The organism is Thauera sp. AutoDN2, assembly GCF_051280715.1.
GTDB lineage: Bacteria > Pseudomonadota > Gammaproteobacteria > Burkholderiales > Rhodocyclaceae > Thauera.
The window spans coordinates 35,799-62,171 of record NZ_JBNCAR010000015.1 but is presented as its reverse complement, the minus strand read 5'-3'; the positions used below and the strand labels follow the sequence as shown (position 1 = coordinate 62,171).

The window sequence follows — 26,373 nt, the reverse complement described above, 5'->3', positions numbered from 1 at the left end:
GGCTGCCGCGCGGGCCCCACGGATTTTCTCGCTCGCGAGAAAAACGGCGGGTAGCGGCAGGTCGCCATAGCGACCAGTCCGGAGATTCATCGGAGGACTGCCTGCGAATCGGGGTGGCCGCGCTTGCGCGGCGCCCCCGGCAAAGGGCGGCAAGGAGGGGCTCTGCCCCGACCCAGCCCACGCAGGGCCGCAGGCCCGGAGCCCAAGCACGGCAAGGAGTTCGGCACAGCCGGACGACCCAGTGCGCGGAGCCGCAAAGCGGCGTGAGCATCGCACGTTTCCAAGCGCGGAATACTGCACGGCATACAGCACGCCATTGCGCAATGAGACGTACATCATGCCGTGCAGAATGGCCGGCCTCAGTTGATGAATAGCGTGCTGAATGCCGTGCAGTATCGTGGCCGGCCTTTGTGCGCCCAGTTGACGCACAAAATGACGTAACAGTTGACGTCATTGTTTACGCTATTAGAGGCGCTTCGGTTTCACTGATGACGTAACAGTTGACGCCATTTTTTACGCCGATGGTTTGTGCGTCTCGCGCTGTGTGCAGATCTGTGCCCAGTTCTGGACACAGATCTGGGCACAGTTTTTTATTTGCTGTGTCCAGTTCTGTGTGCAGATCTGTGCCCAGTTTTTAATTGCTGTGTCCATTTCTGGATGCAGATCTGTGTCCATTTCTGGATGCAGATCTGTGCCCAGTTCTGGATGCAGATCTGGATGCCACGCCAACTGCAGCGCCCAAGCTAGAGCGTCTCGAACAACTTCCGCTCGTCCGCCGGCCCCGAGGGCTTTGCCCCGGAAAATGCGAGGCCCGCCTCGGTCTCGAACCAGTCGCGATCTTCCTGCAAACAATAATCGGTATCGCGGAGGCGTTCGAGACGATCGAGCTCCTGCTCGAGGTCACGCACGATCACGCGAGTCGCCTCGCTCTGCTCGATTTTCTTGCTCTCGACCCGCGAAAAGTGTCGCGTGTTTTCACGCTCCCACAGCCCATAGCTTGCCCCTGCAGCAAAACCTGCACGGTAGCGTTCCAGCAGCGGCGGCGAGTCTGAGAACACCAGAACCAAGGCATGCTTTCCATTTTTGAGCGACTGAACGGATCGATGCACAAACTCATCCAGGCGTCGGTCAAATTTGGCCGTGAGCTCAATTTCAACGGAATATGTACCCAGCTCGTCAATCGCGGGCTGCCAGACAACGTCCGGCAGTTTCTCGCCCGGTGCGCCGGTCGCAATTTCGCGCTCCGTCCAATAGTCGACGATCTCTCGCGCCAGGTACCGACCTGCAGTAAGCCTTTGCGCGAACTCGTTGTGGCGCAGGAGCTGCTGATTGATTCTCAGCGGGTCGACCAGCGGAAGCGGTACTCGACCAACGTCAAGATGCCGCTCCGCTTCTTCCAGCCCCGCCGGGGTCAGCGTCACGAAAGCAGCTGGGGCGGCACGGAGCGAGCGCCCGGCCGCACTCGGGGTGATTTTTACCAAGCCCTTCTTCTGCAACCGGCTTGCAAAGCCACGTCGCCGGGTTCCGGTGACCAGGTCGACACAGAATGGCGACGCGTAACCCCACCTGTACAACCACTTCAAAACGTCTCTGATTTTCTGCTCGCCCCGCGCCCGGCTGTGCGTCCACGCCAGGGCCGCGTCAAGCGCTGCTCGCGCCTTATTCATGTCTCACCCCCCGAGCAAACAACCGCTTGCTTGAAAGATCTTGAGCGTTTCACTGCGGCCATAGAGCACGCCAAGGTAAAAAAGCGACACACCCAGGATGGCCAGCCTGATCAACGGCCCCTTTAGGCTTGGTCTCACATTCATCTCACAGGTCCTGGAATGCAAACATGCCGTAGACGATGAAAACCACGTACGCAACTGCAAGACCTTTCTCGAGATATCGAAACGCCTTCTGGGTTGGCCAGCTCAATTTCAACCGAATTGCCATTTTCTACTTCTCCTTTGAACTGAGATCCCGGGGCAAGAGCACCCCTTCAATTTAATTTTCCACACGTTTCAAAAACGAAGACCCTCTCTGCGAAATATTTTTCAGAGCCCCGTCGAGGATTGGACGTCCGACGTCCGAAAAACGCCCGAGCGCACAATCAGCCTGTGTGTTTCCCCTACAATCATGCTTGCTGAATGCCAACCGACTCGCCCGACATGACCCCAGCCCAGTTCATCACCAAGTGGAAGGACAACCCGCTCTCCGAGCGTGCCGGCTCACAAGCCTTCTTCCTCGACCTCTGCAGCGTGCTCGGCGTGGAGCCGCCTAACGACCCCGACACCTACTGCTTCGAGCGCGGCGCTACCCGAACCGGCGCGGGCCATGGCTGGGCAGACGTCTGGAAGCGCGGACACTTCGGCTGGGAGAACAAAGGCCCTGGCGGTGACCTGTCCGGCGCCTTACGCCAGCTCATGACCTACGCCCTCGCCCTCGACAACCCGCCGCTGCTGGTCGTCAGCAATCGCGAGATCACCCAGATCCACACCCACTTCACCGGCACGCCAAGCGAGACCTACACGATCCGCCTCGAGGACATCGGCACACCGGAGAACCTGCAGCGGCTGCGCTGGCTGTTCACCGATCCGGAGAAGTTCAGGCCCGGCCGCACGGTGCTCGACATCACCAAGGATGCCGCCGGCCGCTTCGCTGACGTCGCGCAGTCCATGACCGAGCGCGGGCACGATCCCGCGAAGATCGCGCACTTCCTCATCCAGTGCCTGTTCTGCATGTTCGCGGAGGACATCGGCCTGCTGCCGAAGAAACTCTTCGAGCGCGTCATCGCGAAGCGCCAGGGCGACCCGGCCAAGCTCGCGGTGTCGATGGCGGAGATGTTCCAAGCGATGCGCAAGGGCGGCGATTTCCTCCTGGAAGACATCGCCTATTTCAACGGAGGATTGTTCGAGCACGTGGAGGTGCTCGAACTCGCCCCTGAAGAGATCGGCGCCCTGCTCGCCGCAAGCCGCATGGACTGGAGCGCGATCGAGCCCTCGATCCTCGGCACCTTGTTCGAACGCGGCCTTGATCCGAAGGTGCGCGCCCCGCTTGGGGCGAACTACACCGATCCGACCACAATCATGAAGCTCGTGAAGCCGGTCATCGTCGAACCGCTCGAACGCGAATGGGAAGCCGCCAAGGCCAGGATCGCCCCGCTGGTCGAGAAGTACCACGCTGGAGGAAAGGGCTCGCAAAAGGCCGAACAGGAAGCACAGGCGCTTTTTCTAGGCTACCTGGAGCGGCTGAAGAACTTCCGTGTCCTCGATCCCGCCTGCGGCTCCGGCAACTTCCTGTATCTCGCCCTGCGCGCGCTGAAGGACCTCGAGCACCGCGCCAACCTGGATGCAGAAGCGCTGGGCCTGCACCGCCAGCTGACCATCGAGACCAGTCCCGACAACGTGCGCGGCATCGAGATCAACGCCTACGCCGCCGAGCTCGCCCGGGTGACGGTCTGGATCGGCGAGATTCAATGGATGCTCAAGCACGGCTACGACTGCCGGAGAAACCCGATCCTCGCACGCCTGGATCACATCGAAAACCGGGACGCGCTACTGAACGAAGACGGGAGCGAGGCCGAGTGGCCGGTGGTGGATGCAATAGTAGGGAACCCGCCGTTTCTGGGAGGCTCCGTCATGCGTGGTGAGCTCGGAAGCAGTTACACCGACGGACTCCGAAGTCGCTTTGAGGGCCGCGTTCCTGGTGGCGCTGACCTTGTGACTTACTGGTTCGAGAAAGCTCGGGCAGCGGTCGAGGTCGGCAACTGTGATGCAGTTGGCCTAGTTGCCACCAACTCGATCAGAGGCGGGATGAATAGGCGAGTACTGGAGAGAATCGGGGCATCGACACGGATCTTCGAGGCTTGGAGTGACGAGCCGTGGGTCAACGATGGAGCTGCGGTTCGAGTTTCGTTGGTCGCCTACACTCGCACCTCCGCTCGGCCAGGTCGCGGGCCTATGCTCGACGGAGCGCCCGTGAGCGGAATCAATGCTGACCTCACCCCCGCGGGAATCGACGTGACACAAGCACGGCTTCTCGCAGAGAACCGGGGAGCCAGTTTTCAGGGCACTTCCAAAAAGGCGTCATTCAATATCGATGGCGCGCTCGCACGACAGTGGCTGGTGTTGCCAAACCCAAACGGAAAGCCGAACTCCGATGTGGTGCGCCGCTGGTCAAACGGCTTGATGCTAGCCGGCCGCGCCAGCGACGGATGGATAATCGATTACGGCACAGACATTACCGAGGAGGACGCTTCACTCTACGAGGCGCCTTTTTCCTACGCTGAGACCGTCGTCAAACCGGAACGGCTGCAGAACAACCGAGAGTCCTACCGCCGCTACTGGTGGCGGCACGCCGAAGCGCGTCCAGCTATGCGGCTAGCGTTAGCGAACCTGCCCAGATACATCGCAACGATCGCCCACTCGAAGCATCGCTTCTTTGTCTGGCTCGACAAGGCGGTTTGCCCCGACCAAGCTCTTATCGTAGTTGCTCGCACAGATGATTCTACGTTCGGGATTCTGCACTCACGCTTCCACGAGCTCTGGGCCCTTCGCCTCGGCACCAGTCTTGAGGATCGGCCGCGCTACACGCCCACGACGACCTTCGAGACGTTCCCCTTCCCCGCAGGCATGACGCCCGCCGACACGGCCGCAGGCGCCCCGACCGGCCCCCAGGCTGAAGCGATCGCCGCCGCTGCCCGCCGGCTCAACGAGTTGCGAGAGAACTGGCTGAACCCGGCTGAATGGGTCGATCGCATCCCGGAAGTCGTGCCGGGCTACCCTGACCGGATCATTCCGAAACCTGGCCACGAGGCCGAGCTGAAGAAGCGCACGCTGACGAACCTCTACAACCTTCGCCCGGCCTGGCTTGATCGCGCACATAAAACGCTGGATGTCGCTGTCGCTGCAGCCTACGGCTGGACGGACTACACGCCTGAAATGCCCGATGACGAGATCCTTCGCAGGCTGCTCGCGTTGAATCTGGAACGAGCTGGCAGCTAGCAGCCAGGCGCAGCTACGCGGTTTCCACCGTAACCCCAGGGTGTCCGGAGCAATCGACGACAGCATGTATAATGCGAACAACCCATCTTTACACCATGTGTAATTTTGGTCATTGACCTCTAACAACACAAAGAGTACATTCCACCATGGAAGTAGAGTTCGACGACGATGACCTTGACCGACTCGAAACCGACGCTCAGTTCACCGCCGGGCTCTCACAAGAAGTCGTGAGCGCATACAGGAAACGGATGCAGCAGATTAGAAGCTTCCTCGACGAACGAGACTTCTATGCGCTGAAGTCTCTCCATTTCGAGAAGCTCAAGGGCGACCGAGAAGGACAGCACTCGATCCGGTTGAACAAGAAGTGGAGGTTAGTGTTAGAGATCAGGGGAAATCACCCTTGCAAGGTCGTCGGCATCATCGAAATCGTCGATTATCACTAAGCGGGGGGAGCAGTCATGAATGCACGAACGCCAGCGGAGGTATTCCCGCCAGGAGAGTTTCTGCGCGAAGAGTTAGAGGAGCGCGGCTGGAGCCAGCAGGAGCTAGCCGACATCATGGGGCGTCCGCCCCGTCTCATCAGTGAGCTCATCTCAGGCAAGCGTGCAATCACCCCCGAAACAGCAAGGGGTCTCGCTGATGCGTTTGGGACGTCGGCTGAATACTGGCTTTCGCTGGAGAACCACTATCAGCTCTCCAAAATCAAGATCGACGACAACAGCGTTTCCCGGAAGGCAGCGCTCTACAGCCGGTTTCCTGTCCGCGAGATACTCAAGCGCGGATGGGTTCAGGCGAGCGAAAACCTCGATGTTCTCGAGCGTCGTTTTTGCGATTTTTTTTGCCTCAAGGACATCAACGCCGAACCAAAGCTCCTTCATTTCGCCAAGAAGACGCATGCACACCTTGATGCCACGAACCTTCAGCAAGCTTGGCTTTTTCGGGTCAGGGCGCTGGCGGAAAGGCTAGATGTGGAGATCTACTCGGAAGAGAAGCTACGAGTCGCCGTCGAGAAGCTCAAAACGCTCCGGGCTGAGCCAGAGAGCACGAGACATGTCAGTCATATCTTGGCAGAGGCTGGAGTACGGCTGATTTTCGTTGAGGCCGTGCCTGGAACCAAAATCGATGGAGCTGCCTTCTGGCTAGATAAGGAGCGTCCGGTCATCGGCATGACGCTCCGGTTCGACCGGGTCGACAACTTCTGGTTCGTCCTGAGACACGAGATCGAACACATTCTTCGCGAGGATGGCAAGGCCAGCGATGAGGCTTTCATCGACTCCGACATAGGTGGTTCGGCAGAGAGCACCGAAGAGTGCGAAATTCGCGCTAACAACGCGGGTTCCGCATTCTGCGTTCCTACTGAACAACTTGATGCCTTCGTTTTGCAGGTCCAGCCCTATTTCTCGGAGAGGAAGGTTCTGCAATTCGCGCTCAACATCAACGTGCATCCGGGACTCGTCGTAGGCCAACTACAACGCAAGCTAGGCCGACACGATTTTCTTCGAAGGCACCAGGTACGCGTGCGGGAACACGTTCTGCAAGACGCGGTTTTCGACGGCTGGGGATCAGCCTCGCAGTAACAAAAACAAACGGCCACGGGGTCGAAGACCGTGACCGTTTGAACTCCCGAAATGCAGCGTGACCAGCGACACGTTGCGCGCGGGGTGTGCAGATGACTCTGCGGTTTGGCGACTTACGAGTCTATCCTGCATCGCTCCGCCGGGCAATCCTTCGCTTGGAAAGGAGGTGCGTGATGCATGTCGACACAGGGTAAGTTGCCTCTCCCCATCCCTGACGGGGTGAAGCTCATATTCAGGCCGTACATCACTTTGAAGAACGGACGCCGGCTCTGGGCTCGCCAGTGCGGGATCCGAGCCTTCCCAATCTACGTCAAGGCCTGATGACAGGCTCGCCGGCGAGAAGCGCTCAACCGCCCTCGCCGGCTTTTTTTCTTGTCTGGCAATCTCGGGAGAGAAGCTCAGCTTGATCAGCAGCCCCACAGGGATGGGGGTAATCGCGAAGGCGACACCCTTCAAATCGGCAAACTCAACGAGAACGTGGTCATGATCGAGCTCCTCGACCACAGCTCCGACCTGGCCGAGACCCACCCGCTGCTCGGGCAGCGCTTGGATGGTTGAAACTACATCAAGAGTTCTGAATTTCATTTTACGTACCCCTGCTCAGCACTGGCGCAGATGCAAGCGCCCCTCTTCCACCGCCTGCATGAAGCGCAGGTTAGCCGGCATCGCAACGCGGCCGCGCTTCGGATCAAACCCTTCGACGTATCCGGTTTCACCGTTCGCGCGCAGCGTCCCGATCGCTTGGCCTTCGGCGTTACGGACCTGGAAACCATCCCCACGTGCAAGCAGCACCGCCAGCTTCTCGGCCAGTCGCTTCATGGCTGAGGGGGTGAGTATGCCGTCGATCGCGCTCGCCGCCTGCTGCTTGAGCAGGTAGGCGTAGTCGCGTTTCTGGCTGAGGATTCTGCGCAGGTAGGCAAAGACCGATCGGCCTCTCAGGTCCTCGATGTGCTTCCAAAAGAGCTTCACTGCTGCGCCGAGAGCCCCTTGCTGACCCTGGCGCTTGGCGTAGGCCATCAGTGTGCAGATCAGCGTCTTGGAGACACCAAGCTTCATGAGTGGCGTCACGTCGTGGGGTAGACGGGTGTGGGGATCGATGTTTTCAGAAGAATCCTTCAGCGACGACGGGTCGGGCAGGGACTCGCGCGTGGGAAGCTGTCCTTTTAGCTGTAGATCAAGGGTAGGTTCACTCTCTTGTATACCGTGTCTCACCACGAGACACGGCGCCTGTGGATAAGTGGGGCATGAATCGACGGCCGTGGGCTCCCAGGGGGCCGTGTCCGCCTCCCAGCCTGTTTCGTCATCCTCCCAGTCGGCGCGACCGTCCTCCCACGCCTCGATGATTTCGGCCTGGTGAAGCGAGTCATCGAATACATCAACGCCCGTGTCCTGTTCGTCCTCCTCAATCGAGGAGTCCTGCGTTGCGGCAGGCGTGGTCGAGATCGGTCGAGGATCTGCCAGTCCGAGCATCACGAGCGCTTTGTCAAGAAAATAGATGTGGCTTCGACTGAACTGCCCGTAGCAGCGGCGGCCCCACGTGCGGACTTGCTCCCGACGGATGTAGCCCTTGTCTTCGGCTTCCTGGAGGCCGCGAAAAAGCGTGGAGCGGCTATCAAGGAAGGTTTCCGCCAGCAGCGTGTCCCGAAAGGCGAACACGGGCTTGTCCGGACGGCCGAGCGTGTAGAACGAAAGTACCCCAAAAAGCGCTTTGCGCGCAGTCCGTGAAAGGTCCTGGCAGAACAGGGGATTCATCACCGCGGCACGTGCGTTGATCAGGGGGGCGGGGAGAAACCGTGGAGCCGGGCCCGGGGTCATAATTTCCCCCTGGCCGATTTCCGACGCTCACGCTCAAGCCGAACCTGGAAAAGTATGACCTCTGCATCACAGCCAAGCTGCTCGATCAGCCGCCTGCTCAGCTCAGACTCAAGGGTTCTCCAAGCCTCGAGTTCCGCTTTTGTTGAGCGCGCGAGAAGCAGCTTCTGCACTGCTGCTCGAACAATGCCGGTTGCAAAAAGCTGGAGTTCATCATCCCAAAATTCAGCTGCTCCACCCCCCACCTGGGACGCGCTCCGCCGGGGCTTCACGCTGCACCCCGCGCGCGCGCTACCGACTCCTCCTTTCGTGGTCGCCCGCGACGGCGAAGAGCGGGAGCAGCCTCAAGCACAGGCTCAGACTTAGACTCCTGGCTCTGCTGACGATGGGCACACAGCCACTCAAGAACATCTGCTCTTATCCAAAGCAGCCGATTTGAGCCAGGCAATATTATCCTGGGCGGCAACAAGAGCGGCGAATGCCCATTCGCCGCCTTATAAATCAACGATTTAGAAACATGCAGGATGGCCGCGAGATCCGCCGGGCCGATGGTCTCAACTTCATTTCTCACAAATCACCTATTCATTTCGAATAGGTGCTAGCGCTACTAGGTCAGCTCAGGAAGGGGCGCGCGAGCGCCCGGAGAGCACTACACCCTGCGCACCAAAGTGGGTGTGCCCCTGCCTGCGCGACCAGCGGTGCGCGGGGGGTCAGTTGGAGCGCGAGGCTCGGCAGAGGCTGCCTCAAAGCCCGCGGAAAAAACGCTGATTAAGTCGTAGCCTGGAACACATCCGCTGCCCACAGCCGCGCAAACAGCAAGACTCAAAAAAGACAGGACCGACACAAAAACGATCATCAAGCCGAGCAGCTCGTGGGACTCGGTGTTCCCAGCAAAAACCAACAACAAACCCATCACGATGAGCGCGGGCACGATCCACCACCTCTCCCTGATCTCCTTCCCCGCGCCCGCGCAACACCAGTTGTCGACGTTCCGCATAACCGACAAGCCAGCGATCAGCATGAAAATCAGCAAGAGGGGGTAAATGTGCTCAGCCACAAAATGATGCTGTCACAAGCTAGCAGCCGTTGTCAAACGCAAGCGTATGATTTTTCTTCCGTTCTAGTAGAAGGAAGAAACCGGCTAGATCTGCATGAGAGGGACGACTTTCTTCGATTCACCAAAGAGGGAGGAGTCGCTTGGACTGAACGTGGCAACAGATGTCAGGCAGTGGAGCCCACCCTACCCCCATCAAACCCGCGCCATCGAATCGTTGACGGAGTGTTGACGGAGTGAACACCTGAAAACATCGGAAAACCGTTGCTAACGGTTGACATAAAAAAACCGCCTAAGTGGCGGTTTTTTCACGGGAATTTATGGTCGGGGAAAGAGGATTCGAACCTCCGGCCCCTGCGTCCCGAACGCAGTGCTCTACCAGGCTGAGCTATTCCCCGACACTTTTTGTTGCAGGCCTTGCTGCCCTGCGAAGCCCTGAACTATATCAGTGATTTCGCCGAACTGCAAAGTCCGATAATTGTAGCAATGCATCCTTGAAATTGGAAGGGGGAAGCCCCGATATCGCTTCGATTGCGAGCGCAGCCTCGGCCTCGGCGTAGCGGCGCGTCTCGTCCAGGGCTCCGGTGTCCTGGATGGCGGCGAGGACCGCAGCGAAGTCCTCGCGCCCGCCATTTTCGATGGCGCTGCGCACCAGCGCAGACTGCGCAGGAGAGCCGTGCTGCATGACGTGGATCAGCGGCAGCGTCGGCTTGCCCTCGGCGAGGTCGTCACCCAGGTGCTTTCCGGTGTCGGCCTCGTCGGCCGAGTAGTCGAGCACGTCGTCGATGAGTTGGAAGGCTGTGCCAAGATGCATGCCGAAAGCCGCCAGGCGCGCTTCGAGCGCCTCATCCGCACCGCCCACGATGCCGCCCAGACGAGCCGCGGCCTCGAAGAGCTTCGCCGTCTTGTAGCGAATGACGCGCAGGTAGTCGTCGATCCGCACGTCGGCATTGTGGCAGTTGAGCATCTGCAGCACTTCGCCTTCGGCGATCACGTTGGTAGCCTCGGCGAGCACGCGCATGACGCGCATGCTGTCTACACGGACCATCATCTGGAATGCACGCGAGTACAGGAAATCGCCGACGAATACCGCGGCGGCGTTGCTGAAACGGGCGTTGGCCGTCGGATTGCCGCGGCGCAGATCGGATTCGTCGACCACGTCGTCGTGCAGCAGCGTCGCGGTATGGATGAACTCCACCACCGCAGCAAGCTCGTGATGATGCGTACCCCGGTAGCCCAGCGCGCCCGCGGTGTAGAGCACGAGCGCGGGGCGGAGTCGCTTGCCGCCGCTTTGCACGATGTACTCGGCGACCGTGCGGATCAGCGCCACGTCCGAATGCAGCCGAAGGCGGATGACCGCATCCACCGCCTGCATGTCGGCGGCGATCGGCGCGAAAAGCTGCTTGACTGACAAGGCGGTGACGCTCGCTGGAAAAGCGGCGATGGTATGGGGCGGCCGCGCCCGGCGTCAAGCCGGCCGCAGCCTTGCCAGTACCCGCACTCGTGGAGGATGCGCAGCCGTGCGACTACTCCTTCAACGCGCGCGTGACGGCATTGTCCAGCGCCTCCTTGGCTGCCTTCTCATCGGCCCACACGCCGGCCAGTTCCTCGTCCAGGATGCGGCGGACCTTCTGCCGCTCTACCACCGGTTGCGCCGAAGACTGTGGTGTCGGGGGCTTGTTACCGAGCTGGTCGACCGCGACCTGCACATTCTCGAGGTCGTCTCCAAGCAGTTCGCTGCGCGATGCGAGCAGCCCGGCACGATTCAGCGGCAGATACCCGGTGCCGCGCTGCCAGGCGACCTGATTGGCAGGCTCGAGCCAGAAGCTGACGAAGCTCGCCACCGCCTTGTACTCGGCAGCCTTCTTCCCGGCCGACACCCACAATGCCGGGCCGTCTGCCACGGTATTCTGCGGCGCGCCAGGGAAGTCGTCATGGTAGGGCAGTCGGGCCACCCCGACGTCGACCTTGCCGGTACGGCGAAAATCAACCCAGCTCGCGGACGGCGCCGCGATCACCGCGCATTCGCCCTCCCCAAAGCGGCGCTCGGCTTCCGCCTGCTGGTCGAACATATGGAGATAGCGCGCACGCGTCCAACTCGCCATCATCGCCACGTGCTTGACCTGGAACATCCCGTTGAAGCGTGGCACGACCTGCTTGCCCTGCTGCATCGCCACCGGCTCGTTGTGCCAGGCGCTGAGATTCTCGACCATCACCCGCCCGGGCTCGGCCACCGTGTAAGGGCAGGCATGGCCGGTGTCGGCCAGGCGACCGAGCGTGTCCTGCAACGCCTGCCAGGTGTCGATGCGGGTGGTCTCCGGGTTCATGCCGGCGCGACGCAACGCATCACGGTTCAGATACAGCACGGGCGTAGACAGACCGATTGGCAGGGCGAGCAACCGCCCCTTCGCGTCGACCGGCGTGCGCGTCATCATCGCCGGCGGGCGCAGGGTCTGCAGTGCCCGGCCATTCTGCTTCATCAGTTCGTGCAGCGGTTTGAAGCGGGGCTTGCCCGCAACGAACGACTCCTCGTCGTCACCCTCGAGGATCAGCATGTGCGCCGCGCTGGATTTCCATTCCCCGGAACGGACCACCACCCGATATCCCTTGGCCTGCGCATTGAAGCGCTCGACAAGCGCCTCGAGCGCCGCGGCCTTGGAAGTGGGCAAACGGTGGAAGAGTTCGATCTGCTGCGGCGCCGCGGTAGCAGCCTGGGGTGCGATGACCGCGAGCCCCGCCGCGAGCCCCGCGAATACACCCCTGATACGGAGGTTGAGCATGAGTTTGACTGGCCTGCACAAGCGCCGGGCCGACGGCCCGGTAACGCGCCGAATTATAGTTCTCCGCTACACCACGAATTGTAAAAGTGCTTCAGAATCCAGCCTCACGCGTCGATAAGATCAAGACTCCGTCTCCGAACCTGCCCGCCATGCGCCGCTCTACTTCGCGCCCCCCCGCTCCCGCCTTCCTGCGCGTCCTCCTGTTCGCCCTGCTGCCTCTGCTGTCGGGTTGCGATCAGGTCGCCGAATTGCTCGAACTGCCCAATCCGTCGCGGGACGCAGCCCGTGCCGAAGCCGAGGGCCGCGCCATCGGCAGCGCATGCAGGCACGCAGGACGGTCCCTGGAAGACTGCTATGCGCTCAACGGCAGCGCCGACAAGGCCGCGATCTTCGCCGGATGGCGCGACATGAACGACTACATGATGGAGCACAAGCTCGAGGTCGTGCCCTCACGCCTGCTCCCGGACGGCACGCCCGTGAAGACGCCTCCGCCCTCGGACGCCGGCTGAGCCAGCCGACGCACCCCTGCGGGATGTCCGCCCGCATCCTGCGCGCCCGTATCCCGCACGCCCCTATCCTCGCCATCGCGCCCGCGGCGGCTTATCATCCGGAACTGCCAGCCTGGCACTCCGGCAAGGCCGGCCACATCCAATCAGTCCGCCGCGTTCAGGCGCCCCCATCATGAACCAGCACACCCCCGCCTCCGGCCTGCAATGCGCCGGCCTCATCGGCTATTGCCGCGCCGGCTTCGAGAAGGAGCTCGCCGGCGAGCTCGACGATCTCGCTGCCGAAGCGGGCCTGATCGGATACGTCCGCGCCGATCCCGATGCCGCCTACGCAGTGTTCGATACCTTCGAGCCCACCCCGCTGGGAGATTTCGGCACCGCCACGGACTGGCGTCGCTCGGTATTCGCGCGCCAACTCCTCCCCTGGTTCGCACGCATCGACGACCTGCCCGAACGCGACCGCGCCACGCCGATCATCGCGGCGGTCAAGGCAAGTGGCCAGCGCTTCTCCGGCGTCGTGCTGGACACCCCCGACACCGACGAAGCCAAGCAGCGCTCCGGCTTCTGCAAGCGCTTCACCGAACCGCTCACGCAGGCGCTGGAGAAATCGGGCTGCCTGCGCACCAGCCGCACTGGCCTGCCCGTGCTGCATGTGATGTTCACCAGCGCCACCACCGCATGGCTGGCCGCCGGCCAGCCGGGGCAGTGCTCGACGTGGGCGATGGGCGTGCCGCGCCTGCGCATGCCGTCGAACGCACCGAGCCGATCGACGATGAAGCTCGCCGAGGCCTTCATGACCCTGCTCGACGACAGCGAACGCGACAGCATCCTGCGCGCCGGCCAGCGCGCGGTAGACCTGGGCGCAGCGCCCGGCGGCTGGACCTGGCAGCTGGTGCATCGCGGGCTGCGCGTGACCGCGATCGACAACGGCCCGCTGCGCGACGCCGTCATGGCCACCGAGATGGTCGAGCACCTGCGCGCCGACGGCTTCACCTGGCGCCCGCCGCGCCCGGTGGACTGGATGGTATGCGACATGGTCGAGCAACCCTCGCGCATCGCCTCGCTGATGGCCGAATGGGTCGCCACCGGCCGCTGCCGCTACACGATTTTCAACCTCAAGCTACCGATGAAGCGCCGGCTCGAGGCGGTCGAACAGTGCCGCGAGTTGATCCGCAAGCGCCTCGCCAGCGTCGGCCCCTTCGACCTGCGCATCAAGCACCTGTACCACGACCGCGAGGAAGTCACCGCCTTCCTCACCCTCAAGCGCTGAGCGCGAGCTCACCCGCCCCGGCCCGCCTCTTCCGGGAAACTGGCAAACCCCTTGGCGGGTAAAGGTTTTTTGCCGCGTGTATAATCCGCGCTTTATCACAACGGCGAAGCATTTGCGATCGCCCACGCCCCGAAGGTACCCATGAGCTTTGCCGATCTCGGCCTCATTCCCGAACTGCTTCAGGCCGTCACGGACGCTGGCTACACCGAGCCCACGCCGATCCAGCGCCAGGCCATCCCCACCGTCATCGCCGGCCACGACGTCATGGGCGGCGCTCAGACCGGCACCGGCAAGACGGCCGGCTTCACGCTGCCGCTGCTGCATCGCATCGCGCGCCACGCCAGCACCAGCACCTCTCCTGCCCGGCACCAGACCCGCGCGCTGATCCTCGCCCCCACGCGCGAACTTGCGATGCAGGTATACGAGTCGGTCAAGACCTACAGCAAGCACCTGCCACTGCGCTCGGTGTGCGTCTATGGCGGCGTTGACATCCGCCCCCAGCAAGCAGAGCTGCGCCGCGGCATCGAGGTCGTCATCGCCACCCCGGGACGGCTGCTCGACCACGTCGAACAGAAGTCCATCAACCTGTCCCAGGTCGAAGTGCTGGTCCTGGACGAAGCCGATCGCATGCTGGACATGGGCTTCATCCCCGACATCAAGCGCATCCTCGCCCTGCTGCCCGCCAACCGCCAGAGCCTGCTGTTCTCGGCCACCTTCTCGGACGAGATCAAGAAGCTCGCCGACCAGATGCTGAAGAACCCGCAGCTGATCGAGGTCGCGCGCCGCAACATGGTGTCGGAAACGATCACCCACGTCGTGCATCCGGTGTCCTCGGGCATGAAGCGCAACCTGCTCGCCCACCTGCTGCGCCACAAGCCCGACACTCAGGCGCTGGTGTTCGTCGACACCAAGCTCGCCTGCGGCCGCCTCGCGCACTTTCTCGAGCGCCACGGCGTCTCCGCCGATGCCATCCATGGCGACAAGGGCCAGCAGCAGCGCACCGAGACGCTCGAAGCCTTCAAGAGCGGCAAGCTGCGCGTGCTGGTCGCGACCGACGTGGCGGCACGCGGCATCGATATCGATGAGCTGCCCTACGTCATCAACTTCGAACTCCCGCATACGGCAGAAGACTACGTACACCGCATCGGCCGCACCGGCCGCGCCGGCCACCAGGGCAACGCGATCTCGCTTGTGTGCGCGGAGGAAAAGCACCGCCTCGCGGACATCCAGAAGCTGATCAAGCTCGAGATCCCGCAGGAGCCCGTCCCCGGCTTCGATCCGGAGCCCGAGTTCTTCGAGGCCGGCAGCCGCACCGGCCGCCACCGCCGTTCCGGCGTCGACCAGGACACTGCAGCCCCCGAGAGGTCCCCGCGCGCGACGAGAACGGCGCCGGTCAGCGAGGGCAAAGGCCGGCAGGACGGCGCCTCCGGCGAGGCGCGCGCACGACAGCGCCGCGGCGGCCGTGGCCACGTGGCCGCAGACGGGTTCGACTTCAGCAAACCCTACGAACCGGCCCAGCCACCAGTCGCTGTTTCCGCCGAGGCCGGCATGGCGGGCCTGGCCGCGGGCGCACAGCCCGAACCCGCCCGCCGCGGGCAGCGCCCGATCGCGGTCCTGCTCGGCGGTCTGGGCCGGAAATAGGCGGCAGCACGCCGCCTATTCCGCCCACGGGCACGGAGCGCACAGGATTAAGCTTCCCTTACCGCGCACCGGCCGAACCACGGCCGGCCTCTCGACTTCATTGCCCAGCCCAGCCGTGACCCTCCCCGGACGCCGCCCCAACCCGCTTGCACCCGCTGCCCTGCCCGCGCAGGATGTGCCCGGCGCGAGCATCGAACCCTTTCTACCGGACCTCTCCGAGGGCGCAGAGGCCGGCGTATATCTCGCGTTGCTCGAGCTGATCGACGAAGGCCTCCTGATCACCGGCGACGATCTCGTGCTCGACGCCAACAGCGCCGCCTGCCGCCTGCTCGGGCGTGACTACCGCGAGGTCGTCGCCCGCCCGCTCGCTGCGCTGTTCCCCTCCGAAGCGGCGTTTCTCGAGGCACGGCGGCGACTCCTGATCGAGGGCGAGCGGCGCGGCACGCTCGCCTTCGCCCGCCCGGATGGGCAAGCGCACGCGCTGAACTTCATTGCCGCCCCCAGACTGCGCCCCGGGCTGCATGCGATCGTCCTCGCCGCGCCGCACGCGCACGCGGCGCCTGAGGCCTCGCACAGCCCGCAGGAACTCGATCAGCGCATGCGCCAGGCGCGCAGCACGCTGGTGCATGCGCGCCGTGTTGGCGGTGCACGCAGCGGCGCCTATCTGAATCCGCTGGACGCCGGGTTCGACCTCGAATGGCTGGAAAAGGGCCTCACGGAGGCACTCGCGCACGATGAGCTGGTGCTGCAGTTCCAGCCCCTGGTCGATGCGCGCACAGGGAAGCTCTTCGGCGGCGAAGCCCTGCTGCGCTGGCAGCATCCCGAACGCGGGCTGCTGCCCTTCCAGCGTTTCGACGACACCATCGGCAACCCCGACCTGCGCATCGCGCTGGACACCTGGGCGCTGTCGAGCGCATGCCAGGCCGCACATCGCTGGCCTGCCAGCAGTACCGGTATCCGGGTGACGGTGAATCTCTCCATCGAGCGCCTGCTGGCGCCCGGCCTCACCGAAGAGGTGCGCACGACCCTGCAGGCATCCGGCCTCGCACCCCGCCTGCTGGAGCTCGACCTCCCCGAACAGGTGCTCGAGCTGGACAACCCACGCATCTCGGAAACCCTGCGCGAACTACGATCCATCGGCGTTCGCCTGGCGATCGACGGCTTCGGCGCTGGGCTGTCCTCCGTTCCCCGGCTGCGCCGCTCGGCGGTGCACGCGCTAAAGCTGGACCCCGGGATCATTCGTGGCGTCGGCAAGGATGAGGACAGCGAGGCGACGGTCGAGGCGATCGGCGCAATGGCGGGCGCCCTCGGCCTCGAGGTGCATGCACGCGGCGTGGAGGATCCGGGGCAGCAGGCCTTCCTCGTGGCGCTTGGCTGTCATCTGCAGCAGGGCCCGCTGTTCGGGCCGCCGGTCGATGCCCGGTACTTCGCGCTCCCCGGCGGACGGCACGCTCAGTAGTCGAGCAGGGTCCGGCAATTCTCTTCACGCCCGGTCATGCTGCTGAAGCGCTGCAACTGCGCACGCACGAAATCATTGGCCACCGTGGCGTCCGCGCAATACTCGCGCAGCTGCATCGCCTGCGCCACGAACTGCAGGCGTCGCGTGACGTCTGCACGCGCCGGGAAGGGATAGCCATCGGTCCTGCGCCACTCCGGCACCGTCCTGGCACCCGGAGCCGGTGCTGCGTCCACGCCCGCCGGCTGTGCAGGCGCAGCGTCCGGCACGACCTGCGGCATCTGAGCCTCCGCCATGGCGAGCGTGAATGCCAGCACCACGCCAGACAGTGCGCGCACAAAACGCATCGGACCGCTCCCGGAAACAGACTGCTTCCGTTCACGGCCCGATGCGGTTCCGACTTGAGTCGAATCTGCCGGCCCAGCGGCCGGCAGCGGGGAGGAAATCATGCTTCCATCGACTTCACGTGCTGGATGACCTCGCCGATCGCTTCCTGCGCGCTGCCGTAGAGCATGCGGCAGTTGTCCTTGTAGAACAGCGCATTCTCGATGCCCGAGTAGCCCGCCCCCTTGCCGCGCTTGACCACGATGACGTTCTGCGCCATGTCCGCATTGAGGATCGGCATGCCGTAGATCGGGCTCGACTTGTCGGTGCGCGCGACCGGGTTCACCACGTCGTTGGCGCCGATCACCAGGGCCACGTCGGCCTGCGCGAAGTCGTTGTTGATCTCGTCGAGGTCGAAGATCTTGTCGTAGGGCACGCCCGCTTCGGCCAGCAGCACGTTCATGTGGCCCGGCATGCGGCCCGCGACCGGGTGGATCGCGAAGCTCACCTCGACACCGCCCTCTTCGAGCAACTGCGCCATCTCCCACACCTTGTGCTGGGCACCGGCCACCGCCATGCCGTAGCCCGGCACGATGATGACCTTCTGCCCGTAGCGCATCAGCGCCGCCGCATCCATCGCCGAGAGCTCGCGCATCGTGCCCTCGACCGTCTCGCCACCTTCGGCCGCGGCACCCGTGATGGGGGCGAAGATGATGTTCCTGATCGGGCGGTTCATCGCCTTGGCCATGAGCTGGGTGAGCAGCATGCCCGAGGCGCCCACCACGATGCCCGCCACAATCAGCGCCGGATTCCCGATCACGAAGCCCTTGAAGCCCACCGCCAGGCCCGTGAAGGCGTTCAGCAGCGAGATCACCACCGGCATGTCGGCGCCGCCGATCGGCATCACCAGCACCACGCCGAGCGCGAGCGCGAGCGCAAAGAACAGGAAGATCTCGAAGCCGCCCGGATGTGCCGAGTACGCCACCGTGAGGCCGATGCCGATAGTGATGACCGAGAGCAGGAAGTTGATGTTGTTCTGCCCCGGCAGACGGATCGCCTTGTTCATCAGCCCCTGCAGCTTGGCAAACGCCACGCACGAGCCCGAGAACGCCACCGCACCGATCACCGCACCCAACGCGAGCAGCGTGGAGGTGACGCTGTCGTGCGGCACTCCGCGCACCAGCTCGATCGCCGCAATGCCCGCCGCGGCACCACCGCCCATGCCGTTGTAGATCGCGACCATCTGCGGCATGTCGGTCATCTTGACCACCTTGCCGCTGTACCAGGCGGCACCGCCCCCGAGCACGATCGCCAGCACCATCAGGCCGACGTTGTGCAGGTCGGGCATGAAGAAGGTCGCCACCGTGGCGCCGATCATCGCGTACCCCGCCCAGACCACCCCCTTGCGGGCCGTCACCGGCGAGGCCATGGCCTTCAGGCCGAAGATGAACACAACGGCGGCGATGAAGTACGCCATGCTCACGAACCAGTTCCCGCTCATTGCTCACCCCCCTGCTTGCGGCCACCGGCCTTGAACATGCCCAGCATGCGCTCGGTGACGATGTAGCCACCGGCCGCGTTGGCCGCACCGAGGAACACCGCGAAAAAGCCGATCAGCAACTGCAGCGGACTCTCCGGGTCGGCATGGCCGAGCGCCACCATGGCGCCGATCAGCACCACACCATGCACGAAGTTCGAACCCGACATCAGCGGGGTGTGCAGGATCACCGGCACGCGCGAGATCACCTCGTAACCGGTGAACGCGGCCAGCGCAAAAATGTACAGCGCGGTAAAACCATCCATGACGCGATCCTCCTTACAGTCCGAGCGCCTGCTTGACGCCGGCGTGGCGAAGCTCGCCCGCGTGCGTCAGGCAGCTTCCGGCCATGACCTCGTCCTCCCAGTCGAGCGCGAGCGCACCGTCCTGGATGAAGGGCGAGATGAAGTTGAACAGATTCTTGGCGATCATCTCCGAGGCATGCACCGGCATGCGGCTGGCGATGTTGGTCGGGCCGATCACGAGCACGTCGTTGATCCACACCTTCTCGCCCGCGACCGTGCCCTCGACGTTGCCCCCGGTCTCGGCGGCCATGTCCACGACCACCGCGCCCGGCTTCATGCGCGCGATCATGTCGGCGGTGATGATCTTCGGCGCCTGCCTGCCCGGGATGGCCGCGGTGGTGATCAGCGCATCGCACTGCGCCACCGCCTTGGCCAGGCGCTCTGCCTGCTTGGCCTTCTCTTCCTCGGTGAGCTCGCGTGCGTAGCCACCACTGCCCGCCGCCGACACCCCGGTATCGACGAACTTGGCCCCGAGCGATTCGATCTGCTCGCGCGTCTCGGGACGCACGTCGTAGGCCTCGACCATGGCGCCGATGCGGCGCGCGGTGGCAATGGCCTGCAGCCCGGCCACCCCGGCGCCGATCACCAGCACCTTGGCCGGGCGGATGGAGCCGGCCGCGTAGGTCAGCATGGGGAAGAACTTGGGCGAGTGGTCGGCTGCGATCAGCGCGCACTCGTAGCCGGCAACCGCGCCCTGGCTGGACAGGATGTCCATGCTCTGCGCACGCGAGATGCGCGGCAGCAGCTCCAGCGCGAATGCGGTGATCTGGCCGTCGACCAGCTGCTGCACGCGCTCGGCGCTCGCCCACGGCTGCAGCATTCCGCACAGCACGCTGCCCGGCTTCAGCGCTGCGAGCACCTGCGCGTCGGGCGCCTGCACACAGAACAGCACGTCGGCCGCAGCGGCCACCTCCGCCGCGCTGTCGACGAACGTCACGTCCGCAAAATCCGCATCCCGGAAGTGGGCCGCCTTGCCCGCCTCCTTCTGCATGACAACCCGGGCGCCAAGTCCCAGGTACTTCTTGACTACATCCGGAACGACCGACAGGCGTCGTTCGCCGGAGCGTGTCTCCGTTGGCACTCCGATGACCAGAGGCATGGGCGTACTCCTTCCAATAGGGCTTTAAAGACGGAACTGAGTCGAATGCGTCGGCCGCATCTTGATTTGTTCTGATCCCCCTGCCCCGCGCAAAGCGCATCGGGGCCGACACAGGACCGATATTACCGTCATTCGGGGAGGGCGCAAGCCGCGCACCAGCCACACGCCGCCGCGGGCGGGCCATCGGCCTGGCGTCAGGCGGGGGGTACGAGCTTGATGACCGCGAGCGAGATGTTGTCGCCGGTCCCACCCGAGCGCTCACGGGCAGTCGCGATCAGGCGCTCTGCGGCGCTGCGCGGCGGCAGCGCCTGCAGCGTGGCCGCCAGTTCGGAATCGGAGAAGTGCCCCCACAGCCCATCCGAGCACAGCAGGAAGCAGTCCCCCGCTACGGGCGACTCCTCGCAGCCATACTCGATGCGCGGCTCGCGTTCACTGCCCAGGCAGGACAGCAGCACGTTGCGCTGCGGATGGTTCTGCGCCTCCTCCTCACTGATGCGGCCCTTGCGCACGAGCTCGCCGACCAGCGAGTGGTCTCGCGTGCGTGACACCGTTTGCGCTCCGCGGAAGTGATACATGCGCGAGTCGCCACAATGCGCCCAGTAGGCCTTGCCCTGCTGCAGCAGGAACACCACCGCCGTGCTGTGCGGGTCCTGCTCGCTGGTGAAGCGCGTCAGCTTGATGACGACATGGGCTTCGTCGATCACGCTGCCGAGCAGCTCTCGCGGCGTCTCGTGCAGGGGCGCGTAGGTTTCGAAATTCTGCCGGGCGCGGATCAGCACCTGCTCGGCCGCCATCGCCCCGCCGCTGTGCCCGCCCATGCCGTCCGCGAGCACGGCCATCACCAGCCCGGAGCGCTTGGGATGGCCGAACAGTGCGACGCGGTCCTGCTGCTCCTTGCGGTCGCCGATATGCATGGCAACACAGGTTTCGGCGGTAAAGGACATGGGGGAGTCAATTCGGTGGCGGCATGCACACCGCAGGGTCAGGATCGGCCGATGATAGCAACCGGCTGCCCACTCCGGAGCGCAAGCCCCGGAATGGAAACACGCCAAGCGGCGCGGGCTGTGACAAATGTCACACCCTGCCCCGCTCGGCGCCTCGCAAGGCTTACGCGTGCATGCCGCGCAGGCGAGCATCGAGCAGCTCGACCCAGTGCCGCACCGGCGTCTGCGTGCCCGCCTGCAAGTGGGTGATGCAACCGATGTTGGCCGAAGCGATGCTGCCCGCCTTGCCTTCGAGCAGGCAGTCGAGCTTGTTCGCACGCAAGCGACCCGAAAGCTCCGGCTGCAGCATCGAGTAGGTGCCCGCCGAACCGCAACACAAGTGTGCGTCGCGCACCGGCGTCAGGTCGAAGCCTGCAACCGTGAGCAGGGCCTCCACCGTGCCGCGGATGCGCAGTCCGTGCTGCAGCGTGCAGGGGGCATGCCAGGCCAACTTCTGGCGCGGCTGGGCGTGCGCTGCCAGCGCAGCCTCCAGGCTGACCACCTCGGCCGCCACCACCTCGCCGATGTCGCGCGTAAGCGCAGCCACCCGCTTCGCCTTCTCTGCGTAGGCCGGATCGTGCTGCAGCATATGGCCGTAGTCCTTGACCTGCACGCCACAGCCCGACGCCGTCATCACGATCGCCTCGACGCTGCTGGCCTCGATCGCGGGCCACCAGGCGTCGATGTTGCGGCGTGCGTCCTCACAGCCGCCCGCCTGGTCGTTGAGGTGAAAACGCACCGCACCGCAGCAGCCCGCACCGTCCGCCTCGACCATGGAGATGCCCACCGCATCGAGCACGCGCGCCGCCGCCGCATTGATCGAAGGCGCCATCGACGGCTGCACGCAGCCCGCGAGCGCAATCACCCGGCGCGCATGCCGCGGCGCCGGCCACATTCCAGCCGCACGCGCCTCGGGCACCTTGGCCTGCAGCGTCTTCGGCAGCAGGCCGCGCACCGACTGACCGGCCTTCATCGCCGCCCCGAACAGCCCGGGCCGCGGCACCAGCGTGCGCAGCGCACGGCGTACGAGCGCGTCCGCGCCCTTGCGCGGCACGCGCGCCTCCACGACGTGGCGGCCGATGTCGAGCAGGCGGCTGTAGTGCACCCCCGACGGGCAGGTCGTTTCACAGGCGCGGCAGGTCAGGCAGCGGTCGAGGTGCAGGCGGGTCTTCTCGGTCGGCTCGGCACCTTCGAGCACCTGCTTGATCAGGTAAATGCGCCCGCGTGGGCCGTCGAGCTCATCGCCCAGCAACTGGTAGGTCGGACAGGTGGCGGTACAAAAGCCACAATGCACGCACTTGCGCAGGATCTCTTCGGCTTCGCGCCCCTCCCGGGTATCGCGGATGAATTCGGCGAGTTGGGTCTGCATGGATCAGAACTCCGGATAAAGGCGGCCCGGGTTGAAAATACCCGCGGGGTCGAAGGCCTGCTTGAGCCTGCGGTGAATGCTTGCAAGCGGCGCGGACAGCGGCTGAAAGACCTCGCCGCCGCGATCGCCTCCGCGGAAGGCGGCCGCATGACCGCCCAGTTCCGCGGCACGTGTCCGGATGCGTGCACCATGCGCCGAAGCCCCATCGCCTTCAGCCACCACCCAGCGCAGCGCGCCGCCCCACTCCACCACCTGCCGGCCCGGCAGCGCCAGCGCCGGCGCCGTGCTCGGCAGCGACACCCGCCACAACACCTCGCCGGGGCCGAGCACGAAGGGCGCCGCCGCGTGCTCGCACACCCCATCCCACAGCGCCGCGGCATCGGTTGGTGCGAGTTGCTCGCCGCCCAAGCGCTCGATCGCCGCGCGTACGGCCGCCTCGGCCCCCGACAGGCGCAGGTGAAGCGCGCCCCCGTGCCACAGGCTGGCCGACACCGGCAATGGCTGGCCGCCCCACTCGTTCACCCGGCGCAACGCCGTCGGCTCATCGAGTTCGAAGCGCAGCGTCGCCTCGGCCACCGGACGGGGCAGCACCTTCAGCGACACCTCGAGCAGGATGCCGAGCGTGCCCAGGCTGCCCGCAACCAGACGCGAAATGTCGTAGCCGGCCACGTTCTTCATGACCTGGCCACCGAACTTCATGACCTCGCCGCGGCCATCCATGAGCTTCACGCCCAGCATGAAGTCGCGCACCGCACCCATGTTCGCGCGCCGCGGGCCGGACAGACCTGCCGCTACGCACCCCGCCACCGTCGCGCCGGCACCGAAGTGCGGCGGCTCGAAGGGCAGATACTGCCCGCGCGCGGCCAACGCCGCTTCGAGCTCGGCCAGGGGTGTCCCACCCCGCACGATCACCACCAGTTCGGTCGGCTCATGCGCCACTACGCCCGCATTGGCGCGCAGGTCGAACGGCTCGCCCACCGGCGTGCGGCCGTGGAAATCCTTGCTCCCACCGCCACGCAGGCAGAGCGGGGTTCTTGCCGCAGCCGCCGCACGCACGCGCTCGGCCCATTCCTTCTCGATCGTCGTCATCGTGTCCTTCCTGCTCAGAAGCGCGGGATGTCCGGATAGGGCACGTGGCCCTTGCTCACCTTCATGCGGCCGTACTCCGCGCAACGGTTGAGCGTGGGGATCGCCTTGCCGGGGTTGAGCAGCCCGGGCGGATCGAACGCGGCCTTGACGCGGAAGAACTGGCGCACCTCGGCAGTGGTGAACTGCGCGCACATCTGGTTGATCTTCTCCAGCCCCACGCCGTGCTCGCCGGTGATGGTGCCGCCCAGCGCCACCGACAGTTCGAGGATCTCGGCGCCGAAGGCTTCGGCGCGCTCCAGTTCGTCCGGCTGGTTGGCGTCGAACAGGATCAGCGGGTGCAGGTTGCCATCCCCGGCGTGGAAGACGTTCATGCAGCGCAGGCCGTAGCGCCCCTCCATCTCCTGGATCGCGGTCAGCATCTCACCGAGGCGCTTGCGCGGGATGGTGCCATCCATGCAGTAGTAGTCGGGGGAAATGCGCCCCGCCGCAGGGAACGCCGCCTTGCGGCCGGCCCAGAAGCGCAGCCGCTCGGCCTCGTCACGCGAGACGCGGATCTCGGTGGCGCCGCTACCTTCCAGCACCGCGCGCACGCGGCCGATCTCCTCGGCGACCTCCTCCGGCGTGCCGTCGGCCTCGCACAGCAGGATCGCCTTGGCATCCAGCGGGTAGCCGGCACGCACGAACTCCTCCACCGCCGCGGTGGCAGGCTGGTCCATCATCTCCAGCCCGGCGGGGATGATGCCGGCGGCGATGATCTTCGCCACTGCATCGCCCGCACGCACGACATCGTCGAAGGCCGCGAGCACGCACTGCGCAAGCTGCGGCTTGGGCACCAGCCTGACCGTGACCTCGGTAAGCACCAGCAGCATGCCCTCCGAGCCGGTCACCAGCGCGAGCAGGTCGTAACCGGGCGAATCGAGCGCCCCCGAGCCGATCTCGACGATCTCGCCCTCGATGGTCACGCCGCGCACGCGCAGGAGGTTGTGCACCGTGAGCCCGTACTTGAGGCAATGCACGCCGCCAGCGTTCTCGGCCACGTTGCCACCGATCGAGCAGGCGATCTGAGAGGAAGGGTCGGGCGCGTAGTACAGTCCGTGCGGGGCGGCGGCCTCGGAGATGGCGAGGTTGCGCACGCCCGGCTGCACGATGGCGGTGCGGGCGAGCGGATCGAGCTTCAGGATGCGGTTGAAGCGTGCCAGCGACAACAGGACACCCCGGGTATGGGGCAGCGCACCGCCCGACAGCCCGGTGCCTGCGCCGCGCGCCACCACCGGCACGCCCAGCTCGAAGCAGATGCGCAGCACCGCGACCACCTGCGCTTCGGTGGTGGGCAAGGCCACCACCAGCGGCAACGCTCGATACGCTGCCAGACCGTCGCACTCGTAGGGGCGCAGGTCCTCGGCGTCGTACATCAGCGTGCCGGGCGGCAGCACGCGGCTGAGCGCCTCGATCACGCGCGCCTTGTCCACGCTGGAAAAGTCGCGCTCGGTCTCGCCGAACGCCAGCACTTCAGCTTCGGTATTCATCGTCTCCGGTCCTCGCCTTGGGCCTGCGGCGGATCCCTTCGCCCGCCACGTCGCGCAAGTATAGGCGCCGGGCAAACGCCACGGCTTGATGCATTTTTGCCGGGGCGTTGAAGAAACTTCGCCACGCCCGACCTTGTATCAGGGCAGCACGCCCTGCAGCCAGTCGACGAAGGCGGCGCACTCCCAGCGCTCGAGTGCTCCCGGCGCCCAGCAGATGTAGTGACCGAAGGGCGAACGCATCGGGCGCTCCGAAAGATTGAGCAGCCTGCCACTGTCGAACCAGGCTGCGCCCAGCTTGTGCCGCACCAGGACCACGCCGAAGCCGCTCGCCGCTGCGTCGTAGGCCAGCCCCAGGTCGTTGAACTGCGCCCCATTCAGCGGCTCGGTGAGCGCGAGCCCGCAATGCGCATACCAGTTCCCCCACGGTTCGAGCGGGCTGCGGATCAGCCGTACGCGGGCGCACTCTGCTTCGTGCTCGAAGCCGTCGAAAGGGCCGAACTCGTCGAGGAAGGCGGGGCTGCACGCCGGGGTCACCACATCGCGCAGGATCAGCCGGTGCTCCACGTCCGTGTAACCCCCCAAACCGTAACGGATCTCGAGGTCGGCTGCTTCAGCGGTGACGTCGCGCAAGGGAATCGAGACGTGCAGCGTGAGCTCGATGTCGGGATAACTGCGACGGAACAGTTCGAGTTTGGGCATCAGGAACTGGCGGCAGAAGGAAGGCGTGACCGCCACCCGCAGGCGGCGCGGCCCGACCGACGCACGCTCGCCCGGCATCTGCTGCAGCGCCGCGAGCGCGGTGTCCACATGCTGCAGATAGGTTTCGCCCTCGTGGGTGAGGGTGAAATCGCCGCGGCTGAACAGGCGCACGCCGAGGTGGGTCTCAAGCTGGCGGAGCCGATGACTGACCGCACTCACCGTCACGCACAGCTCCTCCGCTGCACGGCTGGCGCTGCGCAAGCGCGCCACCGCCTCGAAGGTGAGCAGGCACTGTATCGGGGGGATGCGGCGTGTTGCCATCGGGACGGGACTCCGGACCATCTGAAGCGCCGCCGCATTA

At 64.8% G+C, this 26,373-nt stretch carries 21 protein-coding genes and 1 tRNA gene; 7 read left to right on the top strand and 15 right to left on the bottom strand.

Annotated elements, in window-relative coordinates:
* Positions 1 to 743 precede the first annotated feature (743 nt).
* On the bottom strand, positions 744 to 1,667 hold the full coding sequence (locus ACPT9U_RS10180) for a hypothetical protein (protein WP_435750833.1): 924 nt from the start codon (positions 1,665 to 1,667) through the stop codon (positions 744 to 746).
* 483 nt (positions 1,668 to 2,150) lie between these two features.
* On the opposite strand from ACPT9U_RS10180, the gene ACPT9U_RS10175 reads away from it, so the two are divergent.
* From ACPT9U_RS10175 to ACPT9U_RS10165, 3 genes are all read left to right on the top strand, one after another.
* Positions 2,151 to 4,985: a class I SAM-dependent DNA methyltransferase gene (locus ACPT9U_RS10175; RefSeq protein ID WP_435750832.1), complete on the top strand. Its 2,835-nt coding sequence runs from the start codon at positions 2,151 to 2,153 to the stop codon at positions 4,983 to 4,985.
* A 146-nt stretch (positions 4,986 to 5,131) separates the two neighbouring features.
* A complete protein-coding gene (locus ACPT9U_RS10170) occupies positions 5,132 to 5,428 on the top strand; it encodes a type II toxin-antitoxin system RelE/ParE family toxin (RefSeq protein ID WP_435750831.1) in 297 nt (98 codons plus the stop codon).
* 15 nt (positions 5,429 to 5,443) lie between these two features.
* Positions 5,444 to 6,562, top strand: a complete 1,119-nt coding sequence (locus ACPT9U_RS10165; RefSeq protein WP_435750830.1) for a HigA family addiction module antitoxin — start codon at positions 5,444 to 5,446, stop codon at positions 6,560 to 6,562.
* On the opposite strand, the gene ACPT9U_RS10160 is transcribed toward ACPT9U_RS10165, so the two are convergent.
* From ACPT9U_RS10160 to ACPT9U_RS10140, 5 genes are all read right to left on the bottom strand, one after another.
* Positions 6,548 to 7,147 carry a DUF4926 domain-containing protein gene (locus ACPT9U_RS10160; RefSeq protein WP_435750829.1) on the bottom strand — a complete coding sequence of 200 codons (600 nt, stop codon included), beginning with the start codon at positions 7,145 to 7,147 and terminating at the stop codon, positions 6,548 to 6,550. The genes ACPT9U_RS10165 and ACPT9U_RS10160 overlap by 15 nt on opposite strands.
* A gap of 15 nt (positions 7,148 to 7,162) precedes the next feature.
* Positions 7,163 to 8,314 carry a replication protein gene (locus ACPT9U_RS10155; RefSeq protein WP_435750828.1) on the bottom strand — a complete coding sequence of 384 codons (1,152 nt, stop codon included), beginning with the start codon at positions 8,312 to 8,314 and terminating at the stop codon, positions 7,163 to 7,165.
* A 1,435-nt stretch (positions 8,315 to 9,749) separates the two neighbouring features.
* Positions 9,750 to 9,826: transfer RNA gene (locus ACPT9U_RS10150), tRNA-Pro, on the bottom strand.
* 47 nt (positions 9,827 to 9,873) lie between these two features.
* Positions 9,874 to 10,842, bottom strand: a complete 969-nt coding sequence (locus ACPT9U_RS10145) for a polyprenyl synthetase family protein (RefSeq protein ID WP_435750827.1) — start codon at positions 10,840 to 10,842, stop codon at positions 9,874 to 9,876.
* A 112-nt stretch (positions 10,843 to 10,954) separates the two neighbouring features.
* The gene (locus ACPT9U_RS10140; RefSeq protein ID WP_435750826.1) at positions 10,955 to 12,208 is read right to left on the bottom strand and encodes an extracellular solute-binding protein; all 1,254 of its coding nucleotides are present in this window, start codon (positions 12,206 to 12,208) and stop codon (positions 10,955 to 10,957) included.
* A 149-nt stretch (positions 12,209 to 12,357) separates the two neighbouring features.
* Here ACPT9U_RS10140 and ACPT9U_RS10135 point away from each other — a divergent pair, with 149 nt between their 5' ends.
* From ACPT9U_RS10135 to ACPT9U_RS10120, 4 genes are all read left to right on the top strand, one after another.
* Entirely contained in the window at positions 12,358 to 12,717 is a 360-nt protein-coding gene (locus tag ACPT9U_RS10135) for a hypothetical protein (RefSeq protein ID WP_435750825.1), read from the top strand.
* A 172-nt stretch (positions 12,718 to 12,889) separates the two neighbouring features.
* A complete protein-coding gene (gene rlmM, locus ACPT9U_RS10130; RefSeq protein WP_435750824.1) occupies positions 12,890 to 13,984 on the top strand; it encodes a 23S rRNA (cytidine(2498)-2'-O)-methyltransferase RlmM in 1,095 nt (364 codons plus the stop codon).
* 141 nt (positions 13,985 to 14,125) lie between these two features.
* Positions 14,126 to 15,625: a DEAD/DEAH box helicase gene (locus ACPT9U_RS10125; protein ID WP_435750823.1), complete on the top strand. Its 1,500-nt coding sequence runs from the start codon at positions 14,126 to 14,128 to the stop codon at positions 15,623 to 15,625.
* A 115-nt stretch (positions 15,626 to 15,740) separates the two neighbouring features.
* Positions 15,741 to 17,084 (top strand): EAL domain-containing protein, encoded by a 1,344-nt coding sequence (locus ACPT9U_RS10120; RefSeq protein WP_435750822.1) that lies wholly within the window; start codon positions 15,741 to 15,743, stop codon positions 17,082 to 17,084.
* Here the strand turns inward: ACPT9U_RS10120 and ACPT9U_RS10115 are convergent.
* The 9 genes from ACPT9U_RS10115 to ACPT9U_RS10075 all read right to left on the bottom strand — a co-directional run bounded on the left by ACPT9U_RS10115 (position 17,078) and on the right by ACPT9U_RS10075 (position 26,333).
* The gene (locus ACPT9U_RS10115) at positions 17,078 to 17,428 is read right to left on the bottom strand and encodes a hypothetical protein (RefSeq protein WP_435750821.1); all 351 of its coding nucleotides are present in this window, start codon (positions 17,426 to 17,428) and stop codon (positions 17,078 to 17,080) included. The genes ACPT9U_RS10120 and ACPT9U_RS10115 overlap by 7 nt on opposite strands.
* A 98-nt stretch (positions 17,429 to 17,526) precedes the next feature.
* A complete protein-coding gene (locus ACPT9U_RS10110) occupies positions 17,527 to 18,906 on the bottom strand; it encodes an NAD(P)(+) transhydrogenase (Re/Si-specific) subunit beta (RefSeq protein ID WP_435750820.1) in 1,380 nt (459 codons plus the stop codon).
* Positions 18,903 to 19,208 carry an NAD(P) transhydrogenase subunit alpha gene (locus ACPT9U_RS10105; RefSeq protein WP_004324745.1) on the bottom strand — a complete coding sequence of 102 codons (306 nt, stop codon included), beginning with the start codon at positions 19,206 to 19,208 and terminating at the stop codon, positions 18,903 to 18,905. The genes ACPT9U_RS10110 and ACPT9U_RS10105 overlap by 4 nt, the downstream gene beginning before the upstream one ends.
* Positions 19,209 to 19,221: 13 nt before the next feature.
* The gene (locus tag ACPT9U_RS10100) at positions 19,222 to 20,346 is read right to left on the bottom strand and encodes an NAD(P) transhydrogenase subunit alpha (protein WP_418363303.1); all 1,125 of its coding nucleotides are present in this window, start codon (positions 20,344 to 20,346) and stop codon (positions 19,222 to 19,224) included.
* 194 nt (positions 20,347 to 20,540) lie between these two features.
* Entirely contained in the window at positions 20,541 to 21,290 is a 750-nt protein-coding gene (locus ACPT9U_RS10095; protein WP_435750819.1) for a PP2C family protein-serine/threonine phosphatase, read from the bottom strand.
* A 163-nt stretch (positions 21,291 to 21,453) separates the two neighbouring features.
* Positions 21,454 to 22,698 carry a glycolate oxidase subunit GlcF gene (glcF, locus tag ACPT9U_RS10090; RefSeq protein ID WP_435750818.1) on the bottom strand — a complete coding sequence of 415 codons (1,245 nt, stop codon included), beginning with the start codon at positions 22,696 to 22,698 and terminating at the stop codon, positions 21,454 to 21,456.
* Between the two features lie 3 nt (positions 22,699 to 22,701).
* Positions 22,702 to 23,787 (bottom strand): glycolate oxidase subunit GlcE, encoded by a 1,086-nt coding sequence (gene glcE, locus ACPT9U_RS10085; protein ID WP_435750817.1) that lies wholly within the window; start codon positions 23,785 to 23,787, stop codon positions 22,702 to 22,704.
* Positions 23,788 to 23,801: 14 nt separating this feature from the next.
* A complete protein-coding gene (locus tag ACPT9U_RS10080; protein WP_435750816.1) occupies positions 23,802 to 25,313 on the bottom strand; it encodes an FAD-linked oxidase C-terminal domain-containing protein in 1,512 nt (503 codons plus the stop codon).
* Between the two features lie 138 nt (positions 25,314 to 25,451).
* Complete coding sequence (locus tag ACPT9U_RS10075; protein ID WP_435750815.1) at positions 25,452 to 26,333, bottom strand: LysR substrate-binding domain-containing protein; 882 nt, start codon at positions 26,331 to 26,333, stop codon at positions 25,452 to 25,454.
* Positions 26,334 to 26,373 lie beyond the last annotated feature (40 nt).

Coding starts and splice junctions, on each gene's coding strand:
- ACPT9U_RS10180 (WP_435750833.1), bottom strand. CDS start 1,667: ATGAATAAGGCGCGAGCAGCGCTTGACGCGGCCCTGGCGTGGACGCAC.
- ACPT9U_RS10175 (WP_435750832.1), top strand. CDS start 2,151: ATGACCCCAGCCCAGTTCATCACCAAGTGGAAGGACAACCCGCTCTCC.
- ACPT9U_RS10170 (WP_435750831.1), top strand. CDS start 5,132: ATGGAAGTAGAGTTCGACGACGATGACCTTGACCGACTCGAAACCGAC.
- ACPT9U_RS10165 (WP_435750830.1), top strand. CDS start 5,444: ATGAATGCACGAACGCCAGCGGAGGTATTCCCGCCAGGAGAGTTTCTG.
- ACPT9U_RS10160 (WP_435750829.1), bottom strand. CDS start 7,147: ATGAAATTCAGAACTCTTGATGTAGTTTCAACCATCCAAGCGCTGCCC.
- ACPT9U_RS10155 (WP_435750828.1), bottom strand. CDS start 8,314: ATGAATCCCCTGTTCTGCCAGGACCTTTCACGGACTGCGCGCAAAGCG.
- ACPT9U_RS10140 (WP_435750826.1), bottom strand. CDS start 12,208: ATGCTCAACCTCCGTATCAGGGGTGTATTCGCGGGGCTCGCGGCGGGG.
- ACPT9U_RS10135 (WP_435750825.1), top strand. CDS start 12,358: ATGCGCCGCTCTACTTCGCGCCCCCCCGCTCCCGCCTTCCTGCGCGTC.
- rlmM (WP_435750824.1), top strand. CDS start 12,890: ATGAACCAGCACACCCCCGCCTCCGGCCTGCAATGCGCCGGCCTCATC.
- ACPT9U_RS10125 (WP_435750823.1), top strand. CDS start 14,126: ATGAGCTTTGCCGATCTCGGCCTCATTCCCGAACTGCTTCAGGCCGTC.
- ACPT9U_RS10115 (WP_435750821.1), bottom strand. CDS start 17,428: ATGCGTTTTGTGCGCGCACTGTCTGGCGTGGTGCTGGCATTCACGCTC.
- ACPT9U_RS10110 (WP_435750820.1), bottom strand. CDS start 18,906: ATGAGCGGGAACTGGTTCGTGAGCATGGCGTACTTCATCGCCGCCGTT.
- ACPT9U_RS10105 (WP_004324745.1), bottom strand. CDS start 19,208: ATGGATGGTTTTACCGCGCTGTACATTTTTGCGCTGGCCGCGTTCACC.
- ACPT9U_RS10100 (WP_418363303.1), bottom strand. CDS start 20,346: ATGCCTCTGGTCATCGGAGTGCCAACGGAGACACGCTCCGGCGAACGA.
- ACPT9U_RS10095 (WP_435750819.1), bottom strand. CDS start 21,290: ATGTCCTTTACCGCCGAAACCTGTGTTGCCATGCATATCGGCGACCGC.
- glcF (WP_435750818.1), bottom strand. CDS start 22,698: ATGCAGACCCAACTCGCCGAATTCATCCGCGATACCCGGGAGGGGCGC.
- glcE (WP_435750817.1), bottom strand. CDS start 23,787: ATGACGACGATCGAGAAGGAATGGGCCGAGCGCGTGCGTGCGGCGGCT.
- ACPT9U_RS10080 (WP_435750816.1), bottom strand. CDS start 25,313: ATGAATACCGAAGCTGAAGTGCTGGCGTTCGGCGAGACCGAGCGCGAC.
- ACPT9U_RS10075 (WP_435750815.1), bottom strand. CDS start 26,333: ATGGCAACACGCCGCATCCCCCCGATACAGTGCCTGCTCACCTTCGAG.